This is a genomic window from Stutzerimonas marianensis (assembly GCF_022810315.1).
GTDB classification, from domain to species: domain Bacteria; phylum Pseudomonadota; class Gammaproteobacteria; order Pseudomonadales; family Pseudomonadaceae; genus Stutzerimonas; species Stutzerimonas marianensis.
This window is the reverse complement of the sequence record NZ_JALGRD010000003.1, coordinates 134,496-159,893: the sequence shown is the minus strand read 5'-3', so window position 1 is coordinate 159,893 and position 25,398 is coordinate 134,496. Positions and strand designations below refer to the sequence as shown.

Here is a 25,398-nt window from a genome sequence, read left to right as displayed (position 1 = left end):
GGCCTCGTTCAGACCCGTTCGACGGCGAGCGCCAGGCCCTGCCCGACGCCCACGCACATGGTCGCCAGACCGAGCGTGCCGCCGGATTTTTCCAGGGCATGCACCGTGGTCAGCACCAGGCGAGCGCCGCTCATGCCCAGCGGGTGCCCGAGGGCGATGGCGCCACCCTGCGGATTGACCTTGGGGCTGTCGTCCGCCAGGCCCAGCTCGCGGGTCACCGCCAAGGCCTGGGCCGCGAAGGCTTCGTTCAGCTCGATCACATCGAAGTCGGCGACCGCCTTGCCCAGCCGCTCGCACAGCTTGCGTACCGCCGGCACCGGTCCGACACCCATAACCCGCGGTGCGACGCCGGCGCTGGCCATGCCGAGCACCTTGGCGCGCGGCTTGAGGCCGTACTTCCGCACCGCCTCGGCACTGGCAAGAATCATCGCTGCGGCGCCGTCGTTGACGCCCGAGGCGTTGCCGGCGGTGACCGTCTTGTCCGGCCCGTTGACCGGCTTGAGTTTAGCCAGGGCCTCGGTGGTGGTGTCGGCGCGTGGATGCTCATCGGTGTCGACCACCGTCTCGCCCTTCTTGCCTTTGATCACCACCGGGACGATTTCCTCGATGAAGAACCCAGCCTGCTGCGCCGCCGCGGTGCGCTGCTGGCTGCGCAGAGCGAAGGCGTCCTGGTCCTCTCGGCTGATGCGATGCTCGTCGGCGACGTTGTCGGCGGTCTGCGGCATGGCGTCGACGCCGTACAGCTCCTTCATCTTCGGGTTGATGAAGCGCCAGCCAATGGTGGTGTCTTCAATCTTCTGGGTGCGGCCAAAGGCCGTGTCCGCCTTGCCCATGACATAGGGCGCGCGCGACATGGATTCCACACCGCCGGCGATCGCCAGCTCGATCTCACCACAGGCGATAGCGCGGAAGGCGCTGCCCACCGCATCCATGCCCGAGGCGCAGAGGCGGTTCAAGGTGACGCCTGGGACGGTTTCCGGCAAACCCGCCAGCAGCGCGGCCATGCGCGCCACGTTGCGGTTGTCTTCGCCAGCCTGGTTGGCGCTACCCAGGAACACCTCATCGATTGCCGCCGGATCGAGGTTTGGATTACGCGCCAACAGCGCCTTGATCGGCGTGGCGGCCAGGTCGTCGGCACGCACCGCGGCCAGCGAGCCGCCAAAGCGGCCAATGGGCGTGCGTACCGCATCGCAGATAAAGACGTCGCGTGTCACTCGTCACCTCCAGCTTGTCCATGGGCGGCGGCCGTTCGCGCTTCGAGCGCGCGCAGAGCCTCCAGTTCGGCATCGGTCGGCGCCGCCGTTTCCGTCAGTTGATCGGCGAAACGAATGGCCCAGCCGGTGTTTTCGATCACCTGTTCGCGGTCACGCCGGGATGCAGCGAGGTCACCACGAACTCGTTGGACCCGGCTTCGGGCGTCATGATGCAGAAGTCGGTGATGATCGCCATAGCCAATCTCCGGTGCACCGCCCGCGCCTGGCAAGCGTACTTTCGGTTGGTGATGGTCGCCGATCAGTTTCGTATCGCTATTACCGAGACAGCGCAACACCGACACTCCGGTACGCCTGGCCAACGAGGCGATAGCAACCTGAGCCATCGGCCCGATGCCCGAGCGAATGGGTCACGTAGATCGGCGGCCGATCTTGCCTCGCTCCAACATACCGCCTGACACAAAAAAGCCCCGCACGGCGAACCGTGCGGGGCTTCGTTACCGGTTAGCGGAAATCAGACCGAAAACCGCCCCACTAACCCCCGCAGGCCTACGGCGAGCTGGGCGAGTTCCTGGCTGGCAACGCTCGTCTGGTTCGCCCCTGCCGACGTCTGCATCGACAGGTCACGGATGTTGATCAGGTTGCGATCCACCTCGCGCGACACCTGGGCCTGCTCTTCAGAAGCGCTGGCGACGACCATGTTGCGCTCGCTGATGGTGGCGATGGCTACGGCGATCTGCTCCAGGGCCTCGCCGGCTGCCTGTGCGACTACCAGCGTCGAGCGCGCCTGCTCGTTGCTCAGCTGCATCGCCTGAACGGCGCGGTCGGTGCCATGCTGGATGCCACCAATCATTTCCTCGATTTCCTGGGTCGATTGCTGGGTGCGATGCGCCAGCGCACGGACCTCATCGGCGACCACCGCGAAGCCTCGGCCGGCGTCGCCGGCACGTGCGGCTTCGATGGCAGCATTGAGTGCCAGCAGGTTGGTCTGTTCGGCGATCGCACGGATCACGTCAAGCACCTTGCTGATGTCGCGGACCTTGTCGGCCAGCTCACCCACTTGCCCAGCCGTGGTGGTCACGCCCTCGGCCAGTTGGTTGATCGACTGCACGGTTCGGGTGACCTGCTGCTGACCATCGCGCCCGGCACGCTCGGACTCCTTGGACGCCTCGGCCGTAGCCACGGCGTTGCGCGCGACTTCGTCGACCGCAGCGGTCATCTGGTTGACTGCCGTCGCGGCCTGCTCGATCTCCCCGTTCTGCTGGGCCAGCCCGCGGCTGGAGTCCTCGGTCACCACGTGCAGCTCTTCCGCGGCGGACGCGAGCTGGGTGGAGGAATCGGAAATGCGCTGGATGGTGTCGCGCAGGTTGGCCTGCATCTTCTTCATCGAATCGAGCAACCGCGCCGGCTCGTCCTTGCCGGCCACGGCGATCGGCTGGGTCAGGTCACCGGAAGCGATCACCTCAGCAGCACGCACCGCTTCGGACAGCGGCTGGACGATGCTGCGGATCAACAGCCAGGCCAGCAGCGCGGTAACCAGAGCGGCGACGATGATGGCTGTGATGACGGCTATCCGAGCGCTGTGATAGGTCTCGGCGGACATCTCCGCAGCAGCGGCGATGCCTTTGGTATTGAATTCGCCAAGCGCAATGAGGGTTTTCATCAGCGCATCGGCGTTGGCGGCCATCGGTCCGTTGAGGTAATCGCGCGCCTCATCGGAACGACCTTGATCTACCAGCGAGAGCACCTGTTTCTGGTCGTTCAGGTAAACGCCATAGGCGCTTGCGAGCCTGTCGAACAGCCCTTGCTCTTCGGCGCCCGTCATGTAGCGCTTGTAGTCCTCGAACTGCTGCGCCACCTCGGTCCTCAATTGCAGAATCGTATCAGTGGTTTTGGACAACGATGCTGCGTCGGTATGCATCAGCGCCCGGAGGGTGAAGATCCGTTGCCGAAGAATCGACTGGTTCATTTCCTTGAGCGTCGTGACAGAGGGCATCCAGTTGTTGTTGATGTCATCTGAAGCGCTGTCCATCCGCGCCATCTGCGTGAGCGAAAAGACGCCGATGCACAGCAGGAAGAATGCAACCAAACCAAACCCCAAGGCAGCCCGGGGCGCGATACCGAAATTTCGTAGAGACATATGTCACTATCCATGAATGAGCCAACTACGCACCCGAGGGGTGCTGGCGGACAGGCGGTCGAGCCAACCCAATCCATGCTGCTCTTATCGGATAGCTCAGACGTTGCTTAAGTACCGCCAATCGCTTTTGTTGATCGAGATCAATGGTTTTGCCTATGGCGACCTTCACCTGGATAAGCACCCGCCGCGCGCAGCGTATCGGCAATCGCCTGCGCCGCGACCGATAGCTCGTGCCCCGGCTTGGTGAGGATGCCCACAGGCCGCTCGATCACCGGGTCGCGCAACGCGACGCAGCACGCACCGAGTTCAAGCATTTGCGCGCGGCACAGCGCCGGCACCGCACTGACGCCCAGCCCGCTGGCAACCATGCGCCCAACCGTCGCCAGCTGATGGCTTTCGTACTGCACCGACAGCGCACGCCCCCGCTGGCGGAGAGTTTCCTCAAGCATGAAGCGCACGGTCGAAGGCCGCTGCAAGGTAATGAAGGGCTGGCCGAGCAAGGCCTCCCACGCCACCTCCGCTTCGCTCGCCAGGGGCGAGCCGGCCGGCACCACCGCGACGAAGCGGTCGCTGTAGAGGGGCGCGAAACTCAGCGGCATGCTCGGCTCAGGCTCGAAGGCGATGCCGATCTCGACCTGCCCGTCGCGCACCATCTCCATGACCTGCTCGTTGATCACGTCGTGCACCGTGACGCTGATCGAGGGGTAGCGATCGCTGAAGGTCCGCAGCACCGCTGGCAGGAGATTGCCGGCAAAGGACGGCATGGAAGCCAGCGCCACCCGGCCCTGCTGCAAGGTGAAACGCTGGCGGAGCTCATCCTCGGCGTTATCCCAGTCAGCCAACAGCCGACGCGCCAACGGCAACAACGCCTCACCCTCCGGCGTGAGGCTGACAGCACGAGTGGTGCGGCTGAACAGGCGACCGCCGAGCCCTTCCTCCAGCGCCTTGATGGTCAGGCTCAGCGCCGACTGAGACAGGTGCAGGCGTTCGCAGGCCTGGGCGAAGCTCAGGGTATGGGCAACGGCCAGAAAGGCCCGCAGTTGCTTCACGGTCATGGCATTCGCTTCGGGCAGTTGGTTTATTTGTTTTTATCAATCAATCCCGCTTAAAAATCAACTTAACAAATAGAGGCATCGGCGGAACACTCCAGCGACAACCCTCCGCTATCAACAACAAGAAGGACAGGTTCATGGCTGGTTTCGACAAACGCGTGAATTCCTATGCCGAAGCGCTCGATGGGCTCGTAGACGGCATGACCCTCCTGGCCGGCGGCTTCGGGCTCTGCGGTATCCCCGAAAACCTGATCGCCGAGATCAAGCGTCGCGGTACCCGCGACCTGACCGTGGTCTCGAACAACTGCGGCGTGGACGGCTTCGGGCTGGGCCTGCTGCTGGAGGATCGACAGATCCGCAAGATGATCGCGTCCTATGTGGGCGAGAACGCGCTGTTCGAGCGCCAGCTGCTCGATGGCGAGCTCGAGGTCGAGCTGACGCCGCAAGGCACCCTGGCCGAAAAGCTGCGCGCCGGTGGCGCCGGTATCCCGGCGTTCTATACCGCCACCGGCTACGGCACGCCCATCGCCGAAGGCAAGGACGTGCGCGAATTCGACGGGCGCCCCTTCATCCTCGAACACGCCATCACCGGCGACTTCGCCATCGTCAAGGGCTGGAAGGCCGACCGCTACGGCAATGTCATCTACCGCCATACCGCGCAGAACTTCAACCCGCTGGCCGCCGCCGCGGGCCGGATCACGGTCGTGGAGGTGGAGGAAATCGTCGAGCCCGGTGAGCTCGATCCCACGCAGATTCACACGCCGGGCATCTACGTCGACCGCATCATCTGCGGCACCTTCGAAAAGCGCATCGAAAAACGCACCGTCCGTAGCTGAACAGAACGAGAAGAGGACCCGAGCATGGCACTTTCCCGCGAACAAATGGCCCAGCGCGTCGCCCGCGAGCTGCAGGATGGCTATTACGTAAACCTGGGTATCGGCATCCCTACCCTGGTCGCCAATTACGTGCCCGAGGGCATGGACGTGATGCTGCAGTCGGAGAACGGGCTGCTCGGCATGGGCGTGTTCCCGACCGAAGAGGAACTCGACGCCGACATGATCAATGCCGGCAAACAGACCGTCACTGCCCGCGTCGGCGCTTCCATCTTCAACTCCGCCGAATCCTTCGCGATGATCCGCGGCGGCCACATCGACCTCACCGTGCTCGGCGCTTTCGAGGTGGATGTGCAGGGCAACATCGCCTCCTGGATGATCCCTGGCAAGCTGGTCAAGGGCATGGGCGGCGCGATGGACCTGGTCGCCGGTGCCGAGAACATCATCGTGCTCATGACGCACGCGTCGAAAGACGGCGAGTCCAAGTTGCTGCCCCGATGCACCCTGCCGCTGACCGGCGCCGGTTGCATCAAGCGCGTATTGACCGACCTGGCGTACCTGGAGATCGAAAACGGTGCGTTCGTCCTCAAGGAGCGCGCGCCAGGCGTGAGCGTCGAGGAAATCGTCGCCAAGACAGCCGGCGAACTGGTGGTCCCCGATCAAGTGCCGGAAATGGTGTTCTGAGTGCCGCACGCCATGCGGTACAAGCGCCGGGGCAGTTGACCTGACGCGCGACGTGCTGGATATAAGCCAGCACGCCGTCGGCGAGAGCGCGTCATGTACCTTTCACTGGCGCTGAATAACAACATCCAATCCATCCGGAGCCTACACATGAAAGACGTCGTCATCGTCGCCGCCACCCGCACCGCCATTGGCGCCTTCCAGGGCAGCCTGGCGAACATCGCCGCGCCTGACCTGGGCGCCGCGGTGATCAAGCGCCTGCTTGAACAGACCGGGCTGAACCCCGCCGAGGTCGATGAAGTCATCCTCGGCCAGGTGCTGACCGCCGGCTCTGGGCAGAACCCGGCGCGCCAGGCCTCGATCAAAGCCGGCCTGCCCGATGCGGTGCCCTCCTTCACGCTGAATAAAGTCTGCGGTTCGGGCCTCAAGGCGCTGCACCTGGCAACCCAGGCGATCCGCTGCGGCGATGCCGACGCAATCATCGCCGGCGGGCAGGAGAACATGAGCCTCGCGCCCTATGTGCTGCCCAAGGCGCGCACCGGCCTGCGCATGGGGCACGCCGAGCTGGTCGATTCGATGATCAGCGACGGCCTCTGGGACGCCTTCAACGATTTCCACATGGGTATCACCGCCGAGAATCTGGTCGACAAGTACGGAATCAGCCGTGAGGCGCAGGACACGTTTGCCGCGGGCTCGCAACAGAAAGCCGTGGCGGCGATCGAGGCCGGGCGGTTCAAGGACGAGATCACCCCGATCGAGATTCCCCAGCGCAAGGGTGACCCACTGCGCTTCGACACCGATGAACAGCCACGTGCCGGCACCACCGCCGAGGCGCTGGCCAAGCTCAAACCGGCATTCAAGAAAGACGGCACCGTCACCGCGGGCAATGCCTCAAGCCTCAACGACGGCGCGGCGGCCGTGTTGCTGATGAGCGCCGACAAGGCCAAGGCGCTCGGCCTTCCCGTACTCGCGACGATCAAAGCCTATGCCAATGCCGGCGTGGATCCGGCGATCATGGGCATCGCACCGGTTTCAGCGACGCGCCGCTGCCTGGAGAAAGCCGGCTGGACGCTCGATGAGCTGGACCTGATCGAAGCCAACGAAGCCTTCGCCGCCCAGGCACTGTCGGTCGGCCAGGAACTCGGCTGGGCCGCCGACAAGGTCAACGTCAACGGCGGCGCCATCGCGCTCGGCCACCCCATCGGCGCCTCGGGCTGCCGCGTGCTGGTCACCCTGCTGCACGAGATGATCCGCCGCGACGCGAAAAAGGGCCTGGCCACGCTGTGCATCGGCGGCGGCCAGGGCGTGGCGCTGGCCATCGAGCGCACCTGACCGGCTTTTCCAGGAGCAGCCTGCGACCCGGACCACGACGGGGGCTGAAACACGGATCGCAGGCAGAGCCCGCCCCTCTACAGCAGCTCTATCAGCCGGGATCGGGCCACGACGGCGCTGCCCCGCAGCGCATGTCCCAGGCAGAGCCAGCGCCAGCGTTCAACCGCGACAACCACCACACATAGCAATAAAAACAAGGACCAATCCATGCTCAACGCCATCACCTCGGCGAGTGTGAAGCTCGTACAACGCTACCTCCCCTCGCCGTTCGTCTTCGCCATCCTCCTCAGCCTTATCGTGCTGGTCGCCAGCATGACCGTTACCGGCCAGGGCCTGCCGGCCATGGCCAGGCACTGGGGGTCCGGGTTCTGGAACCTCTTGACCTTCGCCATGCAGATGGCCCTGATCCTCGTCACCGGCCATGCCCTGGCGAGTGCGCCAGCCATCCACCGCTTGCTCGCCGGGCTTGCACGCACTGCCCGCACGCCGGGGCGCGCGGTGGTGATGGTTACCCTGGTCGCCTTGGCCGGCTCCTGGATCAACTGGGGCTTCGGCCTGGTGATCGGCGCGGTGTTCGCCCGCGCCCTGGCCCGTGAAGTGAAGGGCGTCGACTATCCACTGCTGGTGGCAGCGGCCTACTCGGGCTTCCTGATCTGGCATGGCGGGTTGTCCGGTTCGATCCCCCTGTCACTTGCCACTGGCGGTGCCGACCTCGAGCGCATGACGGGCGGCGTCGTTACCGCCGCGATCGGCGTCGGCGATACGCTTTTCACCAGCATGAACCTGACCATCATCGCGCTGCTGGTCATCGGCTTGCCGATCCTCAACTGGGCCATGCACCCGAAGAACCCGAAAGTTGCCGATCCGGCCCTGCTGCGCGATCCGGAACACGACGCCCTGCCGCGCACAACCATGGCCCAGCGCCTGGACGACAGCCGGATCCTCAACGGGCTGATCGTCGCACTCGGCGTGGTGTACTTCGGCTACTACTTCGCCGAGAACGGCTTTGCGCTGACGCTGAACATCGTGATCGGCCTGTTCCTGTTCATCGGCCTCGCGCTGCATGGCTCGCCCGAGCGCTACATGCGCGCGGTACAGGATGGCATCGGCGGCATCAGCGGCATCGTCATCCAGTTCCCGTTCTACGCCGGGATCATGGGAATGATGGTCGGCGCCAATGCCGACGGGCTCTCGCTGGGCAAGCAGGTCACCGATACCTTCATCGCCTGGTCGTCGGCGGACACCTTCCCCGTCCTCGCCTTCCTCAGCGCCGGACTGGTGAACGTCTTCGTACCCTCCGGCGGCGGCCAATGGGCGGTGCAAGGGCCGATCATGCTGCCAGCCGGCGAAGCCCTCGGCGTGACTCCCGCCGTGACCGCCATGGCGATTGCCTGGGGCGATGCCTGGACCAACATGATCCAGCCGTTCTGGGCGCTGCCCATTCTCGGCATCGTTGGCCTTGGCGCGCGCGACATCATGGGCTACTGCCTGCTGATGCTGGTCTATTCGGGTCTGGTCATTTCGGGCTGCCTCTACTTCTTCGGCTAAGGCGCGAAAGTCGCTGCAAACCGTCGGCGTCACATGAACAAAAAAGGCCGGCATCCATGGATGCCGGCCTTTTTTTCGAATCGTGGATCGCAGCGCGCTGTGCGCCGCCAGGCTCAGGCCAGACGGAACCGGCTGACCTGCGCCTGCAACTCACTTCCCAGCCGAGCCAGGTCGGCGCTCGCTGCGGATGTCTGCGCCGTGGCCGCCGCCGACTGATCAGCCACGTCGCGGATGTTCGAGACGCTCCGGTTGATCTCCTCGGCAACCGCGCTTTGCTGCTCGGATGCAGTCGCGATCTGCTGGTTCATCTGCTGGATGCTCGATACGGCACTGTTGATCGCATTCAGCGCCTCACCGGCCAGCTGCGCGGCCTCGACAGTCTGGTCCGCGAGCGCGCAGCTTTTGCCCATGACTTCCACGGCGCCCTCGGCACCGGATTGAAGCGCGACGATCAGCTGTTCGATTTCGGTAGTGGATTGCTGGGTGCGACGCGCCAAACCCCGCACTTCGTCAGCCACAACCGCGAAGCCTCGCCCGGCCTCTCCGGCACGAGCGGCTTCGATTGCGGCATTGAGCGCGAGCAGGTTCGTTTGCTCGGCGACCGTCTTGATCACATCGAGCACATTGCCGATGCCGGCGCTGTCGTGCTTGAGCCGCTCGATCGCCTCCGACGACTCCTCGATGGAACGAGCCAAGGCTTCGATTCGATCGATGGTCTGCTTGACGACCGAATGGCCCTGTTGCGCCTGGATGTCGGCAGACGAAGCGGAATGGGCCGCCGATTCGGCATTTCGGGCCACGTCCTGGACGGTGGCGGTCATCTCGTTCATCGCCGTGGCGACCTGATCGGTTTCGAGTTTTTGCTGCCCGACGCCAACACTGGTCTGTTCGGTTACAGCGGACATCTCCTCGGCCGCCGACGCCAACTGTGCAATACCGTCTGACAGGCGCGAAATCAGCAGGCGGAGGCTTTCCGTCATCTGCTGCATCGCCTGCATCAACTGCCCGAGCTCGTCTCGCCGATCATCCTTGAGATCGGCCGAAAGATCGCCCTCGGCGATGCGGCGTGCGACCGACACCACCTGCTGCAACGGGCCGACGATCATCTGGGTAATGAGCACGGCACAAAGCACGCTCAGCACCAGCGCCACCACGGTCGCGCCGACAAGCACCATGCGCACCTGGCCCTGCTCTTCACGAAGCTCCTCGACCTGGCTCGCATAGGCGGTCTGAGCGACCTCAACCATCTGCCGCGCGTACTCGGTAAGCTCCTGCTCACTGGCGATTCGCTCCGCTTGCGCGTTACGGTAATCGACAAATTCCGATCGGTATTCACCCAGACGGGCAAGCGCCTCCTCGAGCGCCTCCTTGCTACGCCCAACCGGAAGCTCGGCAGCCAGCGCCGCGCCAGCCCGCGCAGAGGTATCGAGCTGGGCGACAAGCGCCTCTGCGTCTCGCGCCTGACCGCCGATGACGAAATTCTTTTCGAGTCGCCGAGTATCGGAGAGCTGCTTGGCGAGCTGAGATGCTTGCGTGGACAGGTCGAGTGTCTGAATGCTTTCGGCGTCGCCCGTGGCCAGAATTTGCTCCTCCACACGCCTGCGCAGTTCCGCCTCGGCTGTGTTGAAGCCCGCATGTGCGTCCCGAGCGACCGCTTCCATGTTGTCTTCGGCGAGCTGCGTCTTGCGCATCGCCTCGGCAAACTCCGCGAGCCTGGCCTGATACGCCTCACCGTCACGCTGAATGCGGTCCATCAGCTCGATGCTCTGAGCGCTGGAAAACGCCTCGCGAGCGGTCAGCGCGATTTGCTGCGTCATATCGATCGCGGTGCGTGCCTCGTCCAGAAACCTCGGGTCACGGCGAAGCAGGTAGTTCTTTTCTCCCTGCCGCGCGTCCGCGACCAGGGCTTTGATATCGGCGACCTGATTGATCTTGCCGAATCGGTCGAAGACCGAGTTCAACGATTCGTAGCTGATCCACGCAATGATCAGCGTAATCGTCAACACCACGCCAAAGCCTGCCAACAACTTGCGCCTGACACTCAGGTCAAGCAAGAGACTACGTAGCCCGCTCATAGGTACCTTCCAGAAAAGTTGTACAAGCATTAATGCCGCGACGCGCTTTGTACAGCTCTTGCCATGTAAGGTCAATAAACAGGCGACACTATTCCGACAGTTGAACGGGCACCACGCCCTTCCCTCGCTCGAGACCAAAGCAAACCAGGGACAAGCAGTCGGGCATAAAAAAGCCGGCACACAAGGTGCCGGCTTTTTATTGGCGATGAGAAACGCGTGGCGTGATCTCAGATGCGGAACTGACGCACCAGGCCGCCGAGACGCTCACCGACGCTGGCCAGATTTTGCGCGGTGCGCGCGCCCTGCTGGGTTTCCTCGGCGACGTTCTCGACCGCCGTGGCGATCTGATGAACGCTGCGGTTGATCTCTTCCGCCACCGCGGTCTGCTCTTCGGCCGCGCTGGCGATCTGCGCGTTCATGCCGTTGATGGTGGCGATCAGCTGCGCGATCGCATCCAGCGAGGCACCGGCCTGGTTGGCCTGCGCGCTGCTGGCGTCGCCCGCTTCGCTCGAACGCCCCATCGCGGCGACGGCCTGCTTGGTGCCGGTTTGCAGGCGGTCAATCATGCCCTGGATTTCCTGGGTGCTCTGCTGGGTACGACTGGCCAGCGCGCGAACCTCGTCGGCGACCACGGCGAAACCGCGGCCCGCCTCGCCGGCACGCGCTGCCTCGATCGCGGCGTTGAGCGCAAGCAGGTTGGTCTGTTCGGCAATCGAGCGAATCACATCGAGCACGCCGACGATGGCGTGCACATCCTGCTGCAGCTCGTCGAGCGAGGTGCCGCTGCTGCGGATTTCCTCGACCAGCGCATGTATCTGGCGAATGCTCGAATCGACCACGGCCTTGGCTTGCTGGCCTTCCTTGTCGGTCTGCTGCGCGGCTTCGGCGGCACCCTGAGCACTGTGTGCAACCTCTTGGGCCGCAGCCGACATTTCGTTGATCGCCGTGGCGACCTGATCGGTTTCCTGCCGTTGGGTTTCCATGGCCTTTTCGGAGCGCTGCGCCTGCGCCGCTACCTCGGCTACCATGCCGGTGAGCTGGCCGGTCATCTCCGCGACCTGGCTGACCATGGTGTGGATCTTGCCGACGAAACGGTTGAACGAGCTCGCCAGCTGACCGAGCTCATCGTTGCGGTTCTCCGGCAGGCGATGGGTCAAGTCGCCGTCGCCGGCGGCGATGTCATCAAGCTGAGCACGGATCACCTGGATCGGCTTGACGATGGAGTTGCTGATGACTACGCCGGCGATGCCCAGCGCGACCAACATGATGCCGGCGATCGCCAGGATGCTGCTGAGGATGGAATTGACGCGACTGTCGATGTCCTTGCGCACCTCGTCCAGGGCCGCTTCGATGTTGTCCAGGTTGACGGCCGTGCCCAGCGCCAGATCCCACTTCGGCAGGTAGTAGCTGTAGGCGAGTTTCGGAACCTGCACCTTTTCGTTGCTCGGCAACGGCGAGGAATAGTTCACGTAGTAGGTGTTGTTCTTCGCCACGGCAACCAACTCGCGGTTGATATACACGCCGTTGGAATCGCGACGGTCGCTCAGGTTGACGCCCACGTCCACCGGACTCTCACCGCGGAACAGGCGGACCACGTTCGAATCGTGACCGAAGAAGTAGCCGTCCTTGCCAAACTTGATCTTCTTCAGAATGGCGATGGCCTGGTCACGGCTGGCCATATCGCCCTGCGCGGCCGGCTCGTAGAGGTGCGCAACGCTGCTGACCCCGATGCGCATGTAGTCTTCGAGCCGCGCGCGGGCGTCGTCGATCATCCGCTCACGGGTGGTTTCGATCTCTTCCTCGGCCAGCGAGTGGAGAATCTTTGCCGCCGCGCCACTGAGCACGAGCGCGAACAGGGTGACCGGGACCAACGCCAGCAGCAGAACTTTCAGTTTCAGTGTGATTCGCATGGGATGAGCATCCACATAGATAGTGTGATTACTCCCGGGTCATCGGCTGACCCGCCGCAAAGTTCACCCCGCTCCGCTGGTCGGCATCAGGAATGTGACGAGCGGCCCATTTTTTGACCGCTCGCTGTACCGCGACGACCTCCTTTCGGTGCCCCGTACACGGCAGCCACGGTAAAGCCGGCAGAAGACGGGACTCGGTCTGAAAACTACCGTTTCGCCTGTTTTACCCGCACATTCCCGTCTGTCCGCCAGGTTTTGCCGGCAGATGAACGGCGCAACTTTTCCTTACAAGTCCCTGTCGCATCTAGGGACTGGGACTTGGCTCCGAAGTAGCGACTAAGGAACGAAGCCTGGCTGCGAAATCGTTCGTTGGGGGTGAGCCGTCACGCGTCGACCGCAATCGTCGAAGCGGGCTCATGGATGCAGCCGCCGTCCCGGCCTGAAAGGACGGCACTGGGATACACCTGGGCAAGGATAGGGACGATGCTCTTCAACTCCATGGTATTCATCGCCGGTTTTCTTCCGGTTGTTCTGCTGGGCTTCATCCTGCTCGCCGGCAGTGGCCGACAGCGCTACGCGGCCGTCTGGCTGACGCTCGCCTCGCTGGTGTTCTACGGCTGGTGGAACCCTGCCTACGTGCCCTTGCTCGTCGGCAGCATGGTCTTCAACTACCTGCTCGGTGGCCTGCTGATGCGACGCCCCTCGCGCGCCGTGCTGGTGCTGGGCGTGGCGGCGAACGTGGCGCTGCTGGGTTACTACAAGTACACGGGGTTCCTGTTCGGCACGCTCGATGACGCATTCGGGCTGGGCTGGTCCGTCGGCGATATCATCCTGCCGCTGGCGATCTCGTTCTTCACCTTCCAGCAGATCGCCTACCTGGTCGACGCTCATGATGGCGAGGTCAGCGAACACGATTTCGTCAATTACTGCCTGTTCATCAGCTTCTTCCCGCAACTGATCGCGGGGCCGATCACCCATCACGGCGAGATGCTCAAGCAGTTCAAGGACGAATCGACCTTCCGACCGCGCCTGGACAACCTGTCGCTGGGGCTCACGGTGTTTCTGCTCGGGCTGTTCAAGAAGGTGATCATCGCCGACCCGCTGGGCGCCAATGCCTCGCCGATCTTCGCTGTTGCCGCCGACGGCACGGTGCCCGCCCTTTACGATGCCTGGTTCGGCGCGCTCAGTTACACGCTGCAGATCTACTTCGATTTTTCCGGCTACAGCGACATGGCCATCGGGCTGGGTCTGATGTTCGGCCTGCGCCTGCCGGTGAACTTCAACAGCCCGTTCAAGGCGCACAACGTGATCGACTACTGGTCACGCTGGCACATGACGCTGACGCGGTTTCTCACCGCCTATCTCTACAACCCCATCGTCATGCGCATCACCCGTTCGCGGATGGCCGCAGGCAAGCCGCTGCCACGTCGCGGCAAGATGAGCCTCGGCACCTTTGTCGTGCTGGTCGCCTACCCCACGGTGCTGACGATGTTCGTTTCGGGTGTCTGGCACGGGGCCGGCTGGCAATTCGTGGCGTTCGGGCTGCTGCATGGCTTCTACCTGGTCGTCGCCCATGGTTTTCGTGCCTTCAAGGCCCGCCAGGGCCTGCCGCTCGACAGCGACAAGCCGTTGCATCACGGCGGCGCGGTGCTGCTGACCTTCCTCAGTGTCGTGGTGGCGATGGTGTTCTTCCGGGCCGACAACGTTGGCGCTGCGCTGGCGATGCTGTCCGGCATGGTCGGCCTCAGCGAGTTGACGACCCGATTCGATAAGTCCGACTACCTGACCCTGGCGATCCTGCTCGCCTTCGTCTGGTTGATGCCCAACGTGCAGCAGTGGATGGCGCGCGTGCGCACCGCGCTGGATGCGCCACCGCGCGAGCACTGGCTGCTGCGCTGGTTTCCCGTCGCCGTCTGGAGCCCCAGCCCGGTGATCGGCCTGGCCATTGGCGTGATGGGCTTCTTCGCCCTCGCGGTGGCCTTCTCCGTCGCCCCTACCGAGTTCCTCTACTTTCAGTTCTAGACAAGGAGTCCGTTGCTCATGGATCAGCTTCTCTGGTTGGCGCAACACCCCGATCTCGGCGCCGCCATCGGCGAGGCCAAACGCGAACCCGACGCCATGGTCCGCCTGGCCGAGGCGGCTCGGCTCGCCGGTTTCCGCCGCGACTTCACCCAGACCACGCGCCTGGACCGTCTGGCCAGCGAAGGTCTGCGCGCCGTCGCCGCCGGGGAATGCAGTGCGCCAGGGCTGCGCCCGCTACGCATCGCCCTGCTCGCCTCGCATACGGTCGATCATCTGGTCCCGGCGATCCGGGTCGCCGGTTTGCAACGCGGCTTGGCGGTGTCGGCGCATGTCGCCCCTTATGGCCTGTACCGCCAGGCACTGCTGATGGACGATGCCGAGCTCAGCGCCTTCGCGCCGCAATTGACCCTGCTGGCGCTGGATGCCCGCGACGCGCCGCTGCAACTGCCGCTGGAAGCCTCGCAAGAGGAGGTGGATGCCGCCGTCGCCGAGCGTGTCGAGGAGCTGCGTCTGCTCTGGCGCCGTGCCCGCGAGCGGCACGCCGCGCAGGTGGTGCAGCAAACGATCGTGCCGGCTGACCCACCGCTGTTCGGGTCCTTCGAGGCGCTGGTGCCCGCCTCGCCCTATGCGCTGATCGAGCGACTCAACGCGGCCATCCGCCAGGCCGCTCGTGAAGACGGCGTGCTGCTCATGGATCTCGCCTGGGAAGCGGCCCGCGGCAGTTACGGCGACGGCCTGGCCGAGCCGCTGCGCTGGCATCAGGCCAAGCAACTGGTCAGCCCGCACCTGGCACCGCTGTATGGCGACCAGCTGGCACGCATCGCGGCAGCCAGCATCGGGTTGTCCCGCAAATGCCTGGTGCTGGATCTGGACAACACGCTCTGGGGCGGCGTGGTCGGTGACGATGGCGTCGAGGGTATCCACCTCGGCCAGGGCTCGCCCAGCGGCGAAGCCTTTCTCGCCTTCCAGCGCTACGCGGCGCTCCTGGCGCGGCGCGGCATCATCCTCGCGGTGTGCAGCAAGAATGACCTGAGCGTCGCCGAAGCCGCGTTCGATCATCCCGAAATGGCGCTCAAGCGCAGCGACATCGCCGCCTTCGTCGCCAACTGGGACGACAAGGCCGGCAACCTGCGGCGCATCGCCTCGATGCTCGACATCGGCCTCGATAGCCTGGTCTTCGTCGACGACAACCCGGCCGAGCGCGACATCGTGCGCCGGGAACTGCCCGAGGTGGCCGTGCCGGAACTGCCGGACGACGTCGCCGATTACCCGGCCCGTGTCGCCGCGGCCGGCTACTTCGAGGCGGCCTCCTTTACTTCAGACGACGCCACCCGTGGCCGCAACTATGCGCTCAATGCCGAGCGCAAGGCCGCGATGAACCAGGCCACCGACATGGAAGGCTACCTGCGTGGCCTGGAGATGGTGCTGACGGCCACGCCCATCGGCGCCGCCGAGCTCGCGCGCAGCACCCAGCTGATCAACAAGACCAATCAGTTCAACCTCACCACGCGCCGCTACAGCGAGGCGGAGGTAGAGCGGATCGCCAGCGACCCGCGGTCCGTGGCGCTGGCGATCCGGCTGGCGGACAAGTTCGGCGACAACGGCCTGATCAGCGTGGTCCTTGCTCGCCCGGACGAGTCGCTTGCTGAAGACGAACTGCTGATCGACAGCTGGCTGATGAGCTGTCGCGTGCTTGGCCGCCAGGTCGAGGAGGCCGTGCTCGATGTGCTCGCCACCGCCGCCCTCGCCGTCGGCTATGGCGCGCTGATCGGCGAGTACCGACCCACCGAGCGCAACGCCATGGTCGCCGAGCACTATCCGCGCCTTGGGTTCGTCCAGCATCCGGCGCCTGCCGACACCCCGGTCGACGCGACCTTCTGGCGCTACGACCTGACCCGCCCCCGCACTTCCAACCCTTTCATCGAGGTAAAGGCATGACCGAAGCAGAAGTTCTCAAGGCACTCACCCCGGTTTTCCACGACGTGTTCGACGACGACAGCATCGTCCTGTCCCCGGAGATGACCGCCAATGACATCGACGGCTGGGACAGCCAGACCCACGTCATGCTCACCGTGGCGGCCGAGCAGCGCTTCGGCATCAAGTTCCGCACGGCCGAGCTCGAATCATTGCGCAACGTCGGCCACTTCGCCCAGGTCATCAGCGCCAAGCTCGAAGGGAGATAGATCATGATCCAGGCAGCAGAGCTTCCCCGCGCCGAGGACGAGGCAACCCGTGCGGCCAGCGCGCCGGGCGGAATACGAGCGAGCTACCTGCTGTCGGTCCTCCTCGGGTTAGTCGGCGCCCTGGCGCTGTTCTGCCTGACACTGTTCACCCTGGAGCGCACCGGCAACCTGCCGCCGCCGGCGTTTTCCAACAACCTCTGCGTGGACGAAAAGCTGAATTTCCTGCGCGCCAACCCGATCCGCTCGCCCAACCTGCTGGTGATCGGTTCATCGGTGGCCTGGCGTCACGTCGACGGCGACGCCCTGACCCAGGCGATGCCAGAGTTGCGCCCGATGAACGGCGCCTTCTGCGGGTTGTTCGCCAACCAGTCCACCTACGTCGGGCAATGGCTGCTCGACCGCGAACCCGGCATTCGCAGCGTGGTGATGATCGCCGACCCGCAGGATTTCGCCGGTTGCTGGCGCGTGCCGACGGCGGTCTTCAACCGCGAGCATGTCGACCCCTATGTCTATGGCGATGCCTCGCCCTGGGGTTACTACATGCGCTATTTTGCGCCCCAGTCACTCGCCCGCAACGCCCTGACCGTCAAGGCCCAGCGCGCCGGGCAGATCGAGTGGGATCCGCTGGTCTTCAACCGCCACGGCGACGGTCCGCTGGTGACGGACAACACTCGCGAACTGCTTTATGGCCGCCCCGAAGCGCTGGACCGCAACTGCTTCGCGGCCCTGCGCCAACTGCGCGAACGGCTGGAGCAGAGCGGCCAGCAACTGATGGTCGTGTCCACACCGCTGCATCCCGAGTGGAAGGAAAGGTACGATCCGGACGGCACCTTCATGGCCGATTTCGACCAGCGCATCCAGGCAAGCCTGGGTGACCACGGCACCTATTGGAACGCCGACAAGGACTGGCGCACGCCGGACAACGCCTTCGTCGATGCGGTGCACCTGCGCTGGTCAGCCGCCCAGCATTTCACCCTCGCCTTGGCTGAACAGATGCGCCGCGCCGCGACCGGCCCAGCCGCGCCGAACGGCCTGGAAACCGCCGGGCTCGAATAACTGGGCGCTGCCAATTCATCGCAGCCCCGCCGGGCGAACAAGTTCGCCCCTACATCAACCGTAGGGGCGAATTCATTCGCCCAAAACCCCACACCCACCACCAGGCTCACCTTCGACAAGCCCCTTCACCCCCCCGTAGGGGCGAATTCATTCGCCCAAAACCACCACAACACCCACCACCAGGCTCGCCTTCGACAAGCCCCTTCGCGCCCCACCGTAGGGGCGACTTTATTCGCCCAACCACAACAACACCGGCACGCATTTGTACGAACGCCTTCGCCCTACGCCGCACCATATGGGCAACCTACCTCGTTCACGCCATCCCAGCCGCGGCGGTCACGCGACCGCGGCACTCGCCGAAGCCGATCGAGGCATAGCCATCCCGACGGCAACGCGCCTTGAGAATGATTTCGTCGCCATCCTCCAGGAAGGTGCGCTTCTCGCCGTTTGCCAGCTCGAGCGGCTGCTTGCCGCCCTGGGTGATCTCCAGCAGGCTGCCGAGGCTTTCGGGGCTGCTGCCGGACAGGGTTCCCGAACCGAACAGGTCGCCCGGTTGCAGGCTGCAGCCGTTGACGCTGTGATGCGTGACCATCTGCGCGACCGTCCAGTACATGGTCCGTGTGCTGCTCAGCGCGATGCGTTGCGCCGCCAGCCCCTTGCTCCGCATGGCATCGGTCAACAACAGGACTTCCAGCTCGATATCCAGCGCGCCCTGCTGCTGGTCGCCCTGGTCGTAGAGATACGGCAAGGGTTGCGGATCGCCTTCGGGTCGGGCCGGCTGGGCGCAGCGGAAAGGCTCGAGCGCCTCGGGTGTCACCACCCAGGGCGACACGCTGGTGGCGAAGCTCTTCGACAGAAACGGGCCCAGAGGTTGATATTCCCAGGCCTGCAGGTCCCGGGCGGACCAGTCGTTGAGCAGACAGAACCCGGCGACATGGTCCGCCGCCCTGCCGATCGGGATCGGCTCGCCGCGACTGTTGCCCGGGCCGATCCAGATCCCCAGCTCCAACTCATAATCGAGCCGCTTGCTCGGACCGAACGTCGGCTCGCTCGCCCCGGGCGGCAAGGTCTGTCCATTCGGCCGTTTCACCGTGGCGCCGGACACATCGATGGTCGATGCCCGGCCGTGATAACCGATGGGCACGTACTTGTAGTTCGGCAGTAATGGGTTGTCCGGACGGAACAGCTTGCCGACATTGTTGGCGTGGTGGATGCCGACGTAGAAATCGGTGTAGTCGCCCACCCGGGCCGGGACATGCAGTCGGCAACGCTCCATCGGCTGCAACAACGACTCGCCCATGCGCTGTAGCTGCTCGCGCTGCGTGCTGCCTTCGCCAAGCAGCGCCTGCAGCGCATCGCGCAGCGCCTTGCGTGCAGGTGCGCCAAGGGCAAAGAAGGCGTTGAGGCTGTCGCCGCTGGCGGCCTGCGCAGCGTCCAGTGCCTGGCCCAGGAACAGGCCGGCCTCGCAAGCCGCACGCAGGTCGAGGATGCGATCACCTATCGCCACGCCCCCACGCGGTTCGTCGCCGTCACGGCTGAACACACCCAGCGGCAGGTTCGCGAGGGAGAAGTCCGGGTGGTCGTTGGCCGATTCGACCCAGCTACGGGCTGCATGTTGGGGATGTCCGGTCATGTCATTTCCTGTTCTTGTCGAAGGTTTTCGTCAGGCCGGCCCAGCAGCTGTCGTAGTCCTGCTGCAGCTCGGGGCTTTCCAGCGCCTGGCGAGTGGGGCGAAGCACCTGGCCGGTTTCGAACATGAAGGCCATGGTGTTCTCGATCTTGTGCGGTTTGAGTTCGGCTCGGATCGCCTGTTCAGTCGAGACATGGTCCGGCCCGTGAGCGCTCATGCAGTTGTGCAGCGAGGCGCCGCCGGGCGAGAAGCCATCGGCCTTGGCGTCGTAGGCGCCGTCGATGAGGCCCATGAACTCGTTCATCAGGTTGCGGTGGAACCACGGCGGACGGAAGGTGTTCTCGGCCACCATCCAGCGCGGCGGGAAGATGACAAAGTCGATATTGGCCATGCCATGGATGGCGCTGGGTGAAGTCAGCACCGTAAAGATCGACGGGTCGGGATGGTCGAAGCTGACCGTGCCAATGGTATTGAAGCGGCGCAGGTCGTACTTGTACGGCACGTTGTTGCCGTGCCAGGCGACCACATCCAAAGGCGAATGGTCCAGTTCGGTCGCCCAGAGTTCGCCGAGAAATTTCTGCACCAGCTGAACGGGCTCGTCCCGCTCCTCGTACTGGGCGACCGGCGCAAGAAAATCGCGCGGGTTGGCCAGGCCGTTACTGCCGATCGGCCCCAGATCCGGCAGGCGCAGCGCGCAGCCATGGTTCTCACAGAGGTAGCCCCGCGCCGTCGCGCCCAACAGCTCGACGCGAAAGCGCATCCCGCGAGGGATCACGGCGATCTCCAGCGGCGCCACCTCGAGTGCGCCCAGCTCGGTGACGAGCCTCATCGCGCCCTGTTGCGGCACGATCAGCAGCTCACCGTCGGCGTTGAAGAAGACCCGCTCCATCGAGCAATTCGCGGCATAGCGGTAGATGCTCGCGCCGGTCGGCTGACCGGGCTCGGCGTTGGCAGCCACGCATGTCAGCCCGTCGATGAAATCGGTCGCGGTGTCAGGGAACGGCTGGGGGTTCCAGCGCAGGCGATTGGGTGTGATCGGCCCCAGCTCGCTGCCGAGTTGCCGGTCCAGCCGCTGATAATGGCCATGGTTGGCCGATGGCCGGATGCGGTACATCCAAGTCCGCCGCGCCTCGCTGCGCGGCACCGTGAACGCCGTGCCCGAGAGCAACTCGGTATACAGCCCATAGGGCACCTTCTGCGGCGAGTTCTGCCCGACCGGCAGCGCGCCCGGCAAGGCTTCGCTGCTGAATTCATTGCCGAAGCCGGAGAGGTAACGAGCGGTTTCGCGGGCTTGTTCTTGTAATGGCATGGCCGTCTCTCACTTTTTGCGTAACGCATTTACGCAAAAAGTAATTTGAACTCGACATGAGCGTCAAGCTATAAACAGCGGCTTCATGAGCAGGCGCCATACAGGCAGTGGATTCCATGGCAGACAGCAATACGGACACAGCGCCTCGCCGGCAGAAGGTACAAGCCGCCGAAGTAGGCACCGACATACTCACGGCGCTGGCTGAACTGGCACCCGCGACCTCGCTGTCGCGCCTGGCCGAGCACGTCGGCATGCCCGCGAGCAAGGTTCACCGCTACTTGCAGGCGCTGATGGCCAGCGGCTACGCCGAACAGGATCCGCTGACCAACCATTACGGCCTTGGCCGGGCCGCCTTGTTCGTCGGCCTCGCGGCGCTGGGTCGGCTGGACGTGGTCAAGCTCGCGACGCCGCATCTGGCGCAGCTGCGCGACGAGCTCAACGAGACCTGCTTTCTTGCCGTCTGGGGGAACCGCGGCCCGACCGTCGTACACGTGGAACAGGCGGTACGCGCCGTGACGCTGGTGACACAGGTGGGCTCGGTACTGCCCTTGCTGGGCTCGTCGACCGGGCTGGTGTTCAACGCCTTTCTGCCGAACGCGGAGACCGCCCTGTTGCGCGAGCAGGAGATGAGCCAGCCCTCGGCGCCTTCCTCTTCAGAGATGACCAGCGCCATGGAAAGGCTGCAACGCACCCATGTGCAGGCCGTTCATGGCCTGTTGATGGCTGGCGTCAATGCGCTCTCGGCCCCGCTGTTCGGCGCCCAGCAGCGACTGGCTGGGGTCATCACCATCGTCGGTGCCGAACCCGGTTTCACGGCTACGCCCGACGGGTCGCAGGCGCAGCGACTGCTGGAAATCGCGCGCAACATCAGCGCCCGACTCGGGGCCTGACAAGGGCCCCGTCGTCACTTCTATTACCCTGTTCGACGCACCCGGCTTTCTGCGTTAGCGCCCAGCGGCCATAAAAAAGCCCAGCGCAAAGGCTGGGCTCTTTCGGATCAAGCTCAGTGGGGCGTCAAGCGGAGCCATCCGCCTTGTGCCCCGCCTCCATCTGCCTGCGCTTAGCACGCCGCGCCAGCATGTTCAACGCCTCGATAGCCGCCGAGAACGCCATGGCGGCGTAAACGTAGCCCTTGGGCACATGCGCGCCGAAGCCTTCGGCGATCAGCGTCATACCGATCATCAACAGGAAGCCCAGGGCGAGCATGACCACCGTGGGGTTTTCATTGATGAAGTTGGCCAGCGGGTTGGCGGCGACGAGCATGACGGTCACCGCCACGATCACGGCGATCACCATGATGGCGACGTGATCGGTCATACCGACCGCCGTGATGATGCTGTCGACGGAAAACACCAGATCCAGCAGCAGGATCTGTGCGATGGCTGAACCGAAGCTCATAGTCACGGTGGTGCCGACGGCCTTGCCTTCGAACATGTCGCCACCGGGGGTCGGGTCCATGCTGTGGTGGATTTCCTTCGTCGCCTTCCACAACAGGAACAGGCCACCGGCGATCAGGATCATGTCCTTCCACGAGAAGGCCTGGCCGAACAGCTCGATGACCGGTTCGGTGAGCTGGACAATCCAGGCCACGGTTCCCAGCAGGCCCAGCCGCATGATCAGCGCCAGGCCGATCCCGATGCGTCTCGCCCGCTCGCGATGCTGCTCGGGGAGCTTGTTCGTCAGTATCGAGATGAAAATGAGGTTGTCGATGCCGAGCACCACCTCCATGGCGATGAGCGTGGCCAATGCCACCCAGGTCGTGGGTTCGGAAAAAAGCTGGATCAGCGATTCCATCAAGGGTCTCTAGGTTTGGTCAGTCGTAAGCCCGCTTTGCGGGCGGAGGATCATAGCCATATTGACCCGGCGAACGCTGACTCGGCGCAGTCGGTTTTTTGTATCAAGTCATGCCGAAGACGGCTGCGCACCGAACACGGCGAAACTCCGCCTCTTCGCAGCTGCACTAATGGCGGCTTTCCGCCTGAAGGAAGTTGCCCCTGCCGTTGCCTGTTCCGGTTGGCCGGCCAACCAGCAGCTGCCGCATGTGATGGCCACAGGCCCGCTGCGGCTTTCTGCCCCTCGTCCCCCTTCTTTCTCGACCCCGCTGCTCCGGTTGCACGAATGGCATACGCCTTGCTCCAGAGGCAACCAGGTGACGAACCATCACCGAACAAGAACAAGCCCTATGCACCGGGACGCTGCGTCGGCCCGTCACAACAAGAGGAAATGCAATGCCCACCATCGCTGCCATGGCGCTTTCGAGCCCCTGCTTTCGTCAGTACCGGAGGTCCCGGTCAGGGCAATCCTGATCCCAACCGTGCGCATAACCGACAGGTCATCGTTCTTACGGCTCGTCTAACGGAGCCACGAGTTTCGCCTACCTGCCGCGGCTAGCGGACGGCCGACCGACCGGCACACCCGTGCCACCCCCTCATGCTGGTTATTTCTGGAGACACATCCATGAACGCCCTGCGGCGCGCTTGGGATCATTTCGAGGAAGGCTTCATTGCCTTCCTGCTGGCCGCGATGACGCTGGTCACTTTCGTCTACGTCATCCTCAACAACCTCTATACGGCGTTTTACAGCCTCGGAGACCGCTTTCCGGCGGGCGATGACCTGTTCTTCGCTATCGGCGATTTCATCATCGGGCTGGCCCAGTCGATGACCTGGAGCACCGCGCTGACCAAGGCACTGTTCGCCTGGCTGATTTTCTTCGGCCTCGCCTACGGTGTGCGCACCGCCGGCCACATCGGCGTCGATGCGCTGGTCAAGCTTGCGCCACGCCACGTGCAGCGCTACATCGGCATCCTCGCCTGCCTGTTCTGCCTGGGGTATGCCGGGCTGCTCGCCGTTGCCAGTTTCCATTGGATTTCGGCGCTGCTGACCGCGGCTATCGGCGCGGAAGACCTCGGCCACTTCGGCGTAAAGCAGTGGCATATCGGGATGATCGTGCCCATCGGCTTTGCCCTGGTGTTCATCCGTTTCGCGGAGATCCTCGTGCGCCTGCTACGCAATGAGCAAACCGGACTGGGGCTGGCCGACGAGGCCGCCGAAGCCGTCAAACTGGGCGCCGAGGAGCCGAAGTAATGACCATATTCTTTCTCTTCGTCACGCTCTTCGCGCTGATGTTCATCGGCGTGCCGGTTGCCATCTCCCTCGGCCTGGCCGGCTCCCTGACGATCCTGCTGTTCAGCCCGGACTCGGTGACGTCCTTGGCGATCAAGCTGTTCGAGACCTCCGAGCACTACACGCTGCTGGCGATTCCGTTCTTCCTGCTGGCCGGCGCCTTCATGACCACCGGTGGCGTGGCCAAGCGCCTGATCGACTTCGCCAACGCCTGCGTCGGCCACATCCGCGGCGGCCTGGCGATTGGCGCCGTGCTGGCGTGCATGCTGTTCGCCGCGCTGTCCGGCTCGTCCCCGGCAACCGTGGCGGCAGTAGGCTCCATCGCCATCGCCGGCATGGTGCGCTCGGGTTACCCGCAGGCGTTCGGCGCCGGCATCGTCTGTAACGCCGGCACGCTGGGCATCCTGATTCCGCCCTCGGTCGTGATGGTGGTCTACGCCGCCGCAACCGAAACCTCGGTGGGCAAGCTGTTCATGGCGGGCGTGGTGCCGGGCATTCTGCTGGGCATCATCCTGATGGTGGTGATCTATGTGGTCGCGGTGAAGAAGAACCTGCCGGCGCTTCCGCGTGCGACCTTCGCCGAATGGCTGTCGGCGGCGCGCAAGGCGATCTGGGGCCTGCTGTTGATGGTCATCATCCTCGGCGGCATCTACACCGGCATGTTCACCCCGACCGAAGCGGCGGCGGTGGCTGCGGTGTATTCGGCTTTCGTCGCACTGTTCGTCTACAAGGACATCACCCTGCGCGACTGCCCGAAGGTGGTACTGGAGTCGGGCAAGCTGTCGATCATGCTGATGTTCATCATCGCCAACGCCATGCTGTTCGCGCATGTGCTGACGACCGAACAGATCCCGCAGCAGATCACGGCGATGGTGCTCGAAGCAGGCTTGCAGCCCTGGATGTTCCTGCTGGTGGTGAACATCGTGCTGCTGGTGGCCGGTGCCTTCATGGAACCGTCGGCGATCATCCTGATCCTGGCGCCCATCCTGTTCCCGATCGCCGTGCAGCTGGGCATCGACCCGATCCACCTGGGCATCATCATGGTGGTAAACATGGAGATCGGCCTGATCACGCCGCCGGTGGGGCTCAACCTGTTCGTTACCTCGGCGGTAACCGGCATGTCCGTGCCGCAGGTGGTTCGCGCCGCCATGCCCTGGCTGATGCTGCTGATCGGCTTCCTGGTGGTGATCACCTACATCCCAGCGGTATCCCTCGCCTTGCCGAACTGGCTGGGCATGTAAGCACCGCACGAGGAAGCCCGGCCTGGCCGGGCTTCCTCTTCCACTACCGCCG

Annotated in this window: 19 protein-coding genes and 1 pseudogene; 11 read left to right on the top strand and 9 right to left on the bottom strand. The window is 64.3% G+C overall.

The features are described 5' to 3' along the window. Nucleotides 1–8: 8 nt before the first annotated feature. The 4 genes and pseudogenes from pcaF to MST27_RS06545 all read right to left on the bottom strand — a co-directional run bounded on the left by pcaF (nt 9) and on the right by MST27_RS06545 (nt 4,406). Nucleotides 9–1,214 carry a 3-oxoadipyl-CoA thiolase gene (gene pcaF, locus MST27_RS06560; RefSeq protein WP_243605202.1) on the bottom strand — a complete coding sequence of 402 codons (1,206 nt, stop codon included), beginning with the start codon at nt 1,212–1,214 and terminating at the stop codon, nt 9–11. Continuing rightward, a pseudogene (locus tag MST27_RS06555) lies at nt 1,211–1,534 on the bottom strand (CoA-transferase subunit beta); the annotation flags it as partial. The gene pcaF and the pseudogene MST27_RS06555, both read right to left, overlap by 4 nt. A 191-nt stretch (nt 1,535–1,725) precedes the next feature. Continuing rightward, nucleotides 1,726–3,351 (bottom strand): methyl-accepting chemotaxis protein, encoded by a 1,626-nt coding sequence (locus MST27_RS06550; protein ID WP_243605201.1) that lies wholly within the window; start codon nt 3,349–3,351, stop codon nt 1,726–1,728. A 140-nt stretch (nt 3,352–3,491) separates the two neighbouring features. Continuing rightward, nucleotides 3,492–4,406: a LysR family transcriptional regulator gene (locus MST27_RS06545; protein ID WP_243605200.1), complete on the bottom strand. Its 915-nt coding sequence runs from the start codon at nt 4,404–4,406 to the stop codon at nt 3,492–3,494. A 134-nt stretch (nt 4,407–4,540) separates the two neighbouring features. Between MST27_RS06545 and MST27_RS06540 the strand changes: the two genes are divergently transcribed. From MST27_RS06540 to MST27_RS06525, 4 genes are all read left to right on the top strand, one after another. After that, complete coding sequence (locus MST27_RS06540) at nt 4,541–5,239, top strand: CoA transferase subunit A (protein WP_243605199.1); 699 nt, start codon at nt 4,541–4,543, stop codon at nt 5,237–5,239. A 24-nt stretch (nt 5,240–5,263) separates the two neighbouring features. Continuing rightward, nucleotides 5,264–5,920: a CoA transferase subunit B gene (locus MST27_RS06535; protein ID WP_243605198.1), complete on the top strand. Its 657-nt coding sequence runs from the start codon at nt 5,264–5,266 to the stop codon at nt 5,918–5,920. A 147-nt stretch (nt 5,921–6,067) separates the two neighbouring features. Continuing rightward, on the top strand, nt 6,068–7,249 hold the full coding sequence (locus tag MST27_RS06530) for an acetyl-CoA C-acetyltransferase (RefSeq protein WP_243605197.1): 1,182 nt from the start codon (nt 6,068–6,070) through the stop codon (nt 7,247–7,249). 207 nt (nt 7,250–7,456) lie between these two features. Beyond that, a complete protein-coding gene (locus tag MST27_RS06525) occupies nt 7,457–8,797 on the top strand; it encodes a short-chain fatty acid transporter (RefSeq protein WP_243605196.1) in 1,341 nt (446 codons plus the stop codon). 113 nt (nt 8,798–8,910) lie between these two features. On the opposite strand, the gene MST27_RS22740 is transcribed toward MST27_RS06525, so the two are convergent. Together MST27_RS22740 and MST27_RS06515 are read right to left on the bottom strand one after the other, a co-directional pair. Then, the gene (locus MST27_RS22740; RefSeq protein WP_243605195.1) at nt 8,911–10,872 is read right to left on the bottom strand and encodes a HAMP domain-containing methyl-accepting chemotaxis protein; all 1,962 of its coding nucleotides are present in this window, start codon (nt 10,870–10,872) and stop codon (nt 8,911–8,913) included. Between the two features lie 227 nt (nt 10,873–11,099). Beyond that, nucleotides 11,100–12,782, bottom strand: coding sequence for a methyl-accepting chemotaxis protein (locus MST27_RS06515; RefSeq protein ID WP_243605194.1), 1,683 nt, complete (start codon nt 12,780–12,782; stop codon nt 11,100–11,102). Between the two features lie 483 nt (nt 12,783–13,265). Here MST27_RS06515 and MST27_RS06510 point away from each other — a divergent pair, with 483 nt between their 5' ends. From MST27_RS06510 to MST27_RS06495, 4 genes are read left to right on the top strand one after another with little or no spacing between them, the layout of a single operon-like run. Next, complete coding sequence (locus MST27_RS06510; RefSeq protein WP_243605193.1) at nt 13,266–14,804, top strand: MBOAT family O-acyltransferase; 1,539 nt, start codon at nt 13,266–13,268, stop codon at nt 14,802–14,804. Between the two features lie 18 nt (nt 14,805–14,822). Further along, the gene (locus tag MST27_RS06505) at nt 14,823–16,742 is read left to right on the top strand and encodes an HAD-IIIC family phosphatase (RefSeq protein WP_243605192.1); all 1,920 of its coding nucleotides are present in this window, start codon (nt 14,823–14,825) and stop codon (nt 16,740–16,742) included. Further along, nucleotides 16,739–16,987, top strand: coding sequence for an acyl carrier protein (locus MST27_RS06500; RefSeq protein ID WP_243605191.1), 249 nt, complete (start codon nt 16,739–16,741; stop codon nt 16,985–16,987). Before MST27_RS06505 ends, MST27_RS06500 begins: the two co-directional genes overlap by 4 nt. Nucleotides 16,988–16,990: 3 nt before the next feature. After that, complete coding sequence (locus MST27_RS06495) at nt 16,991–18,043, top strand: hypothetical protein (RefSeq protein WP_243605190.1); 1,053 nt, start codon at nt 16,991–16,993, stop codon at nt 18,041–18,043. Between the two features lie 313 nt (nt 18,044–18,356). On the opposite strand, the gene fahA is transcribed toward MST27_RS06495, so the two are convergent. After that, nucleotides 18,357–19,676 (bottom strand): fumarylacetoacetase, encoded by a 1,320-nt coding sequence (gene fahA / locus MST27_RS06490; protein WP_243605189.1) that lies wholly within the window; start codon nt 19,674–19,676, stop codon nt 18,357–18,359. Between the two features lies 1 nt (nt 19,677). Next, nucleotides 19,678–20,982 carry a homogentisate 1,2-dioxygenase gene (gene hmgA / locus MST27_RS06485; RefSeq protein WP_243605188.1) on the bottom strand — a complete coding sequence of 435 codons (1,305 nt, stop codon included), beginning with the start codon at nt 20,980–20,982 and terminating at the stop codon, nt 19,678–19,680. 116 nt (nt 20,983–21,098) lie between these two features. Here hmgA and MST27_RS06480 point away from each other — a divergent pair, with 116 nt between their 5' ends. Further along, nucleotides 21,099–21,872, top strand: a complete 774-nt coding sequence (locus MST27_RS06480) for an IclR family transcriptional regulator (protein ID WP_243605187.1) — start codon at nt 21,099–21,101, stop codon at nt 21,870–21,872. Nucleotides 21,873–21,996: 124 nt separating this feature from the next. On the opposite strand, the gene MST27_RS06475 is transcribed toward MST27_RS06480, so the two are convergent. Continuing rightward, nucleotides 21,997–22,776 carry a TerC family protein gene (locus MST27_RS06475; protein ID WP_243605186.1) on the bottom strand — a complete coding sequence of 260 codons (780 nt, stop codon included), beginning with the start codon at nt 22,774–22,776 and terminating at the stop codon, nt 21,997–21,999. 663 nt (nt 22,777–23,439) lie between these two features. Between MST27_RS06475 and MST27_RS06470 the strand changes: the two genes are divergently transcribed. Both MST27_RS06470 and dctM read left to right on the top strand, forming a co-directional pair. Next, on the top strand, nt 23,440–24,066 hold the full coding sequence (locus tag MST27_RS06470) for a TRAP transporter small permease (RefSeq protein ID WP_243605185.1): 627 nt from the start codon (nt 23,440–23,442) through the stop codon (nt 24,064–24,066). Then, nucleotides 24,066–25,346: a C4-dicarboxylate TRAP transporter large permease protein DctM gene (gene dctM, locus MST27_RS06465; protein ID WP_243605184.1), complete on the top strand. Its 1,281-nt coding sequence runs from the start codon at nt 24,066–24,068 to the stop codon at nt 25,344–25,346. The genes MST27_RS06470 and dctM overlap by 1 nt, the downstream gene beginning before the upstream one ends. The last annotated feature ends 52 nt before the right edge of the window (nt 25,347–25,398 follow it).

Coding starts and splice junctions, on each gene's coding strand:
- MST27_RS06550 (WP_243605201.1), bottom strand. CDS start 3,351: ATGTCTCTACGAAATTTCGGTATCGCGCCCCGGGCTGCCTTGGGGTTT.
- MST27_RS06545 (WP_243605200.1), bottom strand. CDS start 4,406: ATGACCGTGAAGCAACTGCGGGCCTTTCTGGCCGTTGCCCATACCCTG.
- MST27_RS06540 (WP_243605199.1), top strand. CDS start 4,541: ATGGCTGGTTTCGACAAACGCGTGAATTCCTATGCCGAAGCGCTCGAT.
- MST27_RS06535 (WP_243605198.1), top strand. CDS start 5,264: ATGGCACTTTCCCGCGAACAAATGGCCCAGCGCGTCGCCCGCGAGCTG.
- MST27_RS06530 (WP_243605197.1), top strand. CDS start 6,068: ATGAAAGACGTCGTCATCGTCGCCGCCACCCGCACCGCCATTGGCGCC.
- MST27_RS06525 (WP_243605196.1), top strand. CDS start 7,457: ATGCTCAACGCCATCACCTCGGCGAGTGTGAAGCTCGTACAACGCTAC.
- MST27_RS22740 (WP_243605195.1), bottom strand. CDS start 10,872: ATGAGCGGGCTACGTAGTCTCTTGCTTGACCTGAGTGTCAGGCGCAAG.
- MST27_RS06515 (WP_243605194.1), bottom strand. CDS start 12,782: ATGCGAATCACACTGAAACTGAAAGTTCTGCTGCTGGCGTTGGTCCCG.
- MST27_RS06510 (WP_243605193.1), top strand. CDS start 13,266: ATGCTCTTCAACTCCATGGTATTCATCGCCGGTTTTCTTCCGGTTGTT.
- MST27_RS06505 (WP_243605192.1), top strand. CDS start 14,823: ATGGATCAGCTTCTCTGGTTGGCGCAACACCCCGATCTCGGCGCCGCC.
- MST27_RS06500 (WP_243605191.1), top strand. CDS start 16,739: ATGACCGAAGCAGAAGTTCTCAAGGCACTCACCCCGGTTTTCCACGAC.
- MST27_RS06495 (WP_243605190.1), top strand. CDS start 16,991: ATGATCCAGGCAGCAGAGCTTCCCCGCGCCGAGGACGAGGCAACCCGT.
- fahA (WP_243605189.1), bottom strand. CDS start 19,676: ATGACCGGACATCCCCAACATGCAGCCCGTAGCTGGGTCGAATCGGCC.
- hmgA (WP_243605188.1), bottom strand. CDS start 20,982: ATGCCATTACAAGAACAAGCCCGCGAAACCGCTCGTTACCTCTCCGGC.
- MST27_RS06480 (WP_243605187.1), top strand. CDS start 21,099: ATGGCAGACAGCAATACGGACACAGCGCCTCGCCGGCAGAAGGTACAA.
- MST27_RS06475 (WP_243605186.1), bottom strand. CDS start 22,776: ATGGAATCGCTGATCCAGCTTTTTTCCGAACCCACGACCTGGGTGGCA.
- MST27_RS06470 (WP_243605185.1), top strand. CDS start 23,440: ATGAACGCCCTGCGGCGCGCTTGGGATCATTTCGAGGAAGGCTTCATT.
- dctM (WP_243605184.1), top strand. CDS start 24,066: ATGACCATATTCTTTCTCTTCGTCACGCTCTTCGCGCTGATGTTCATC.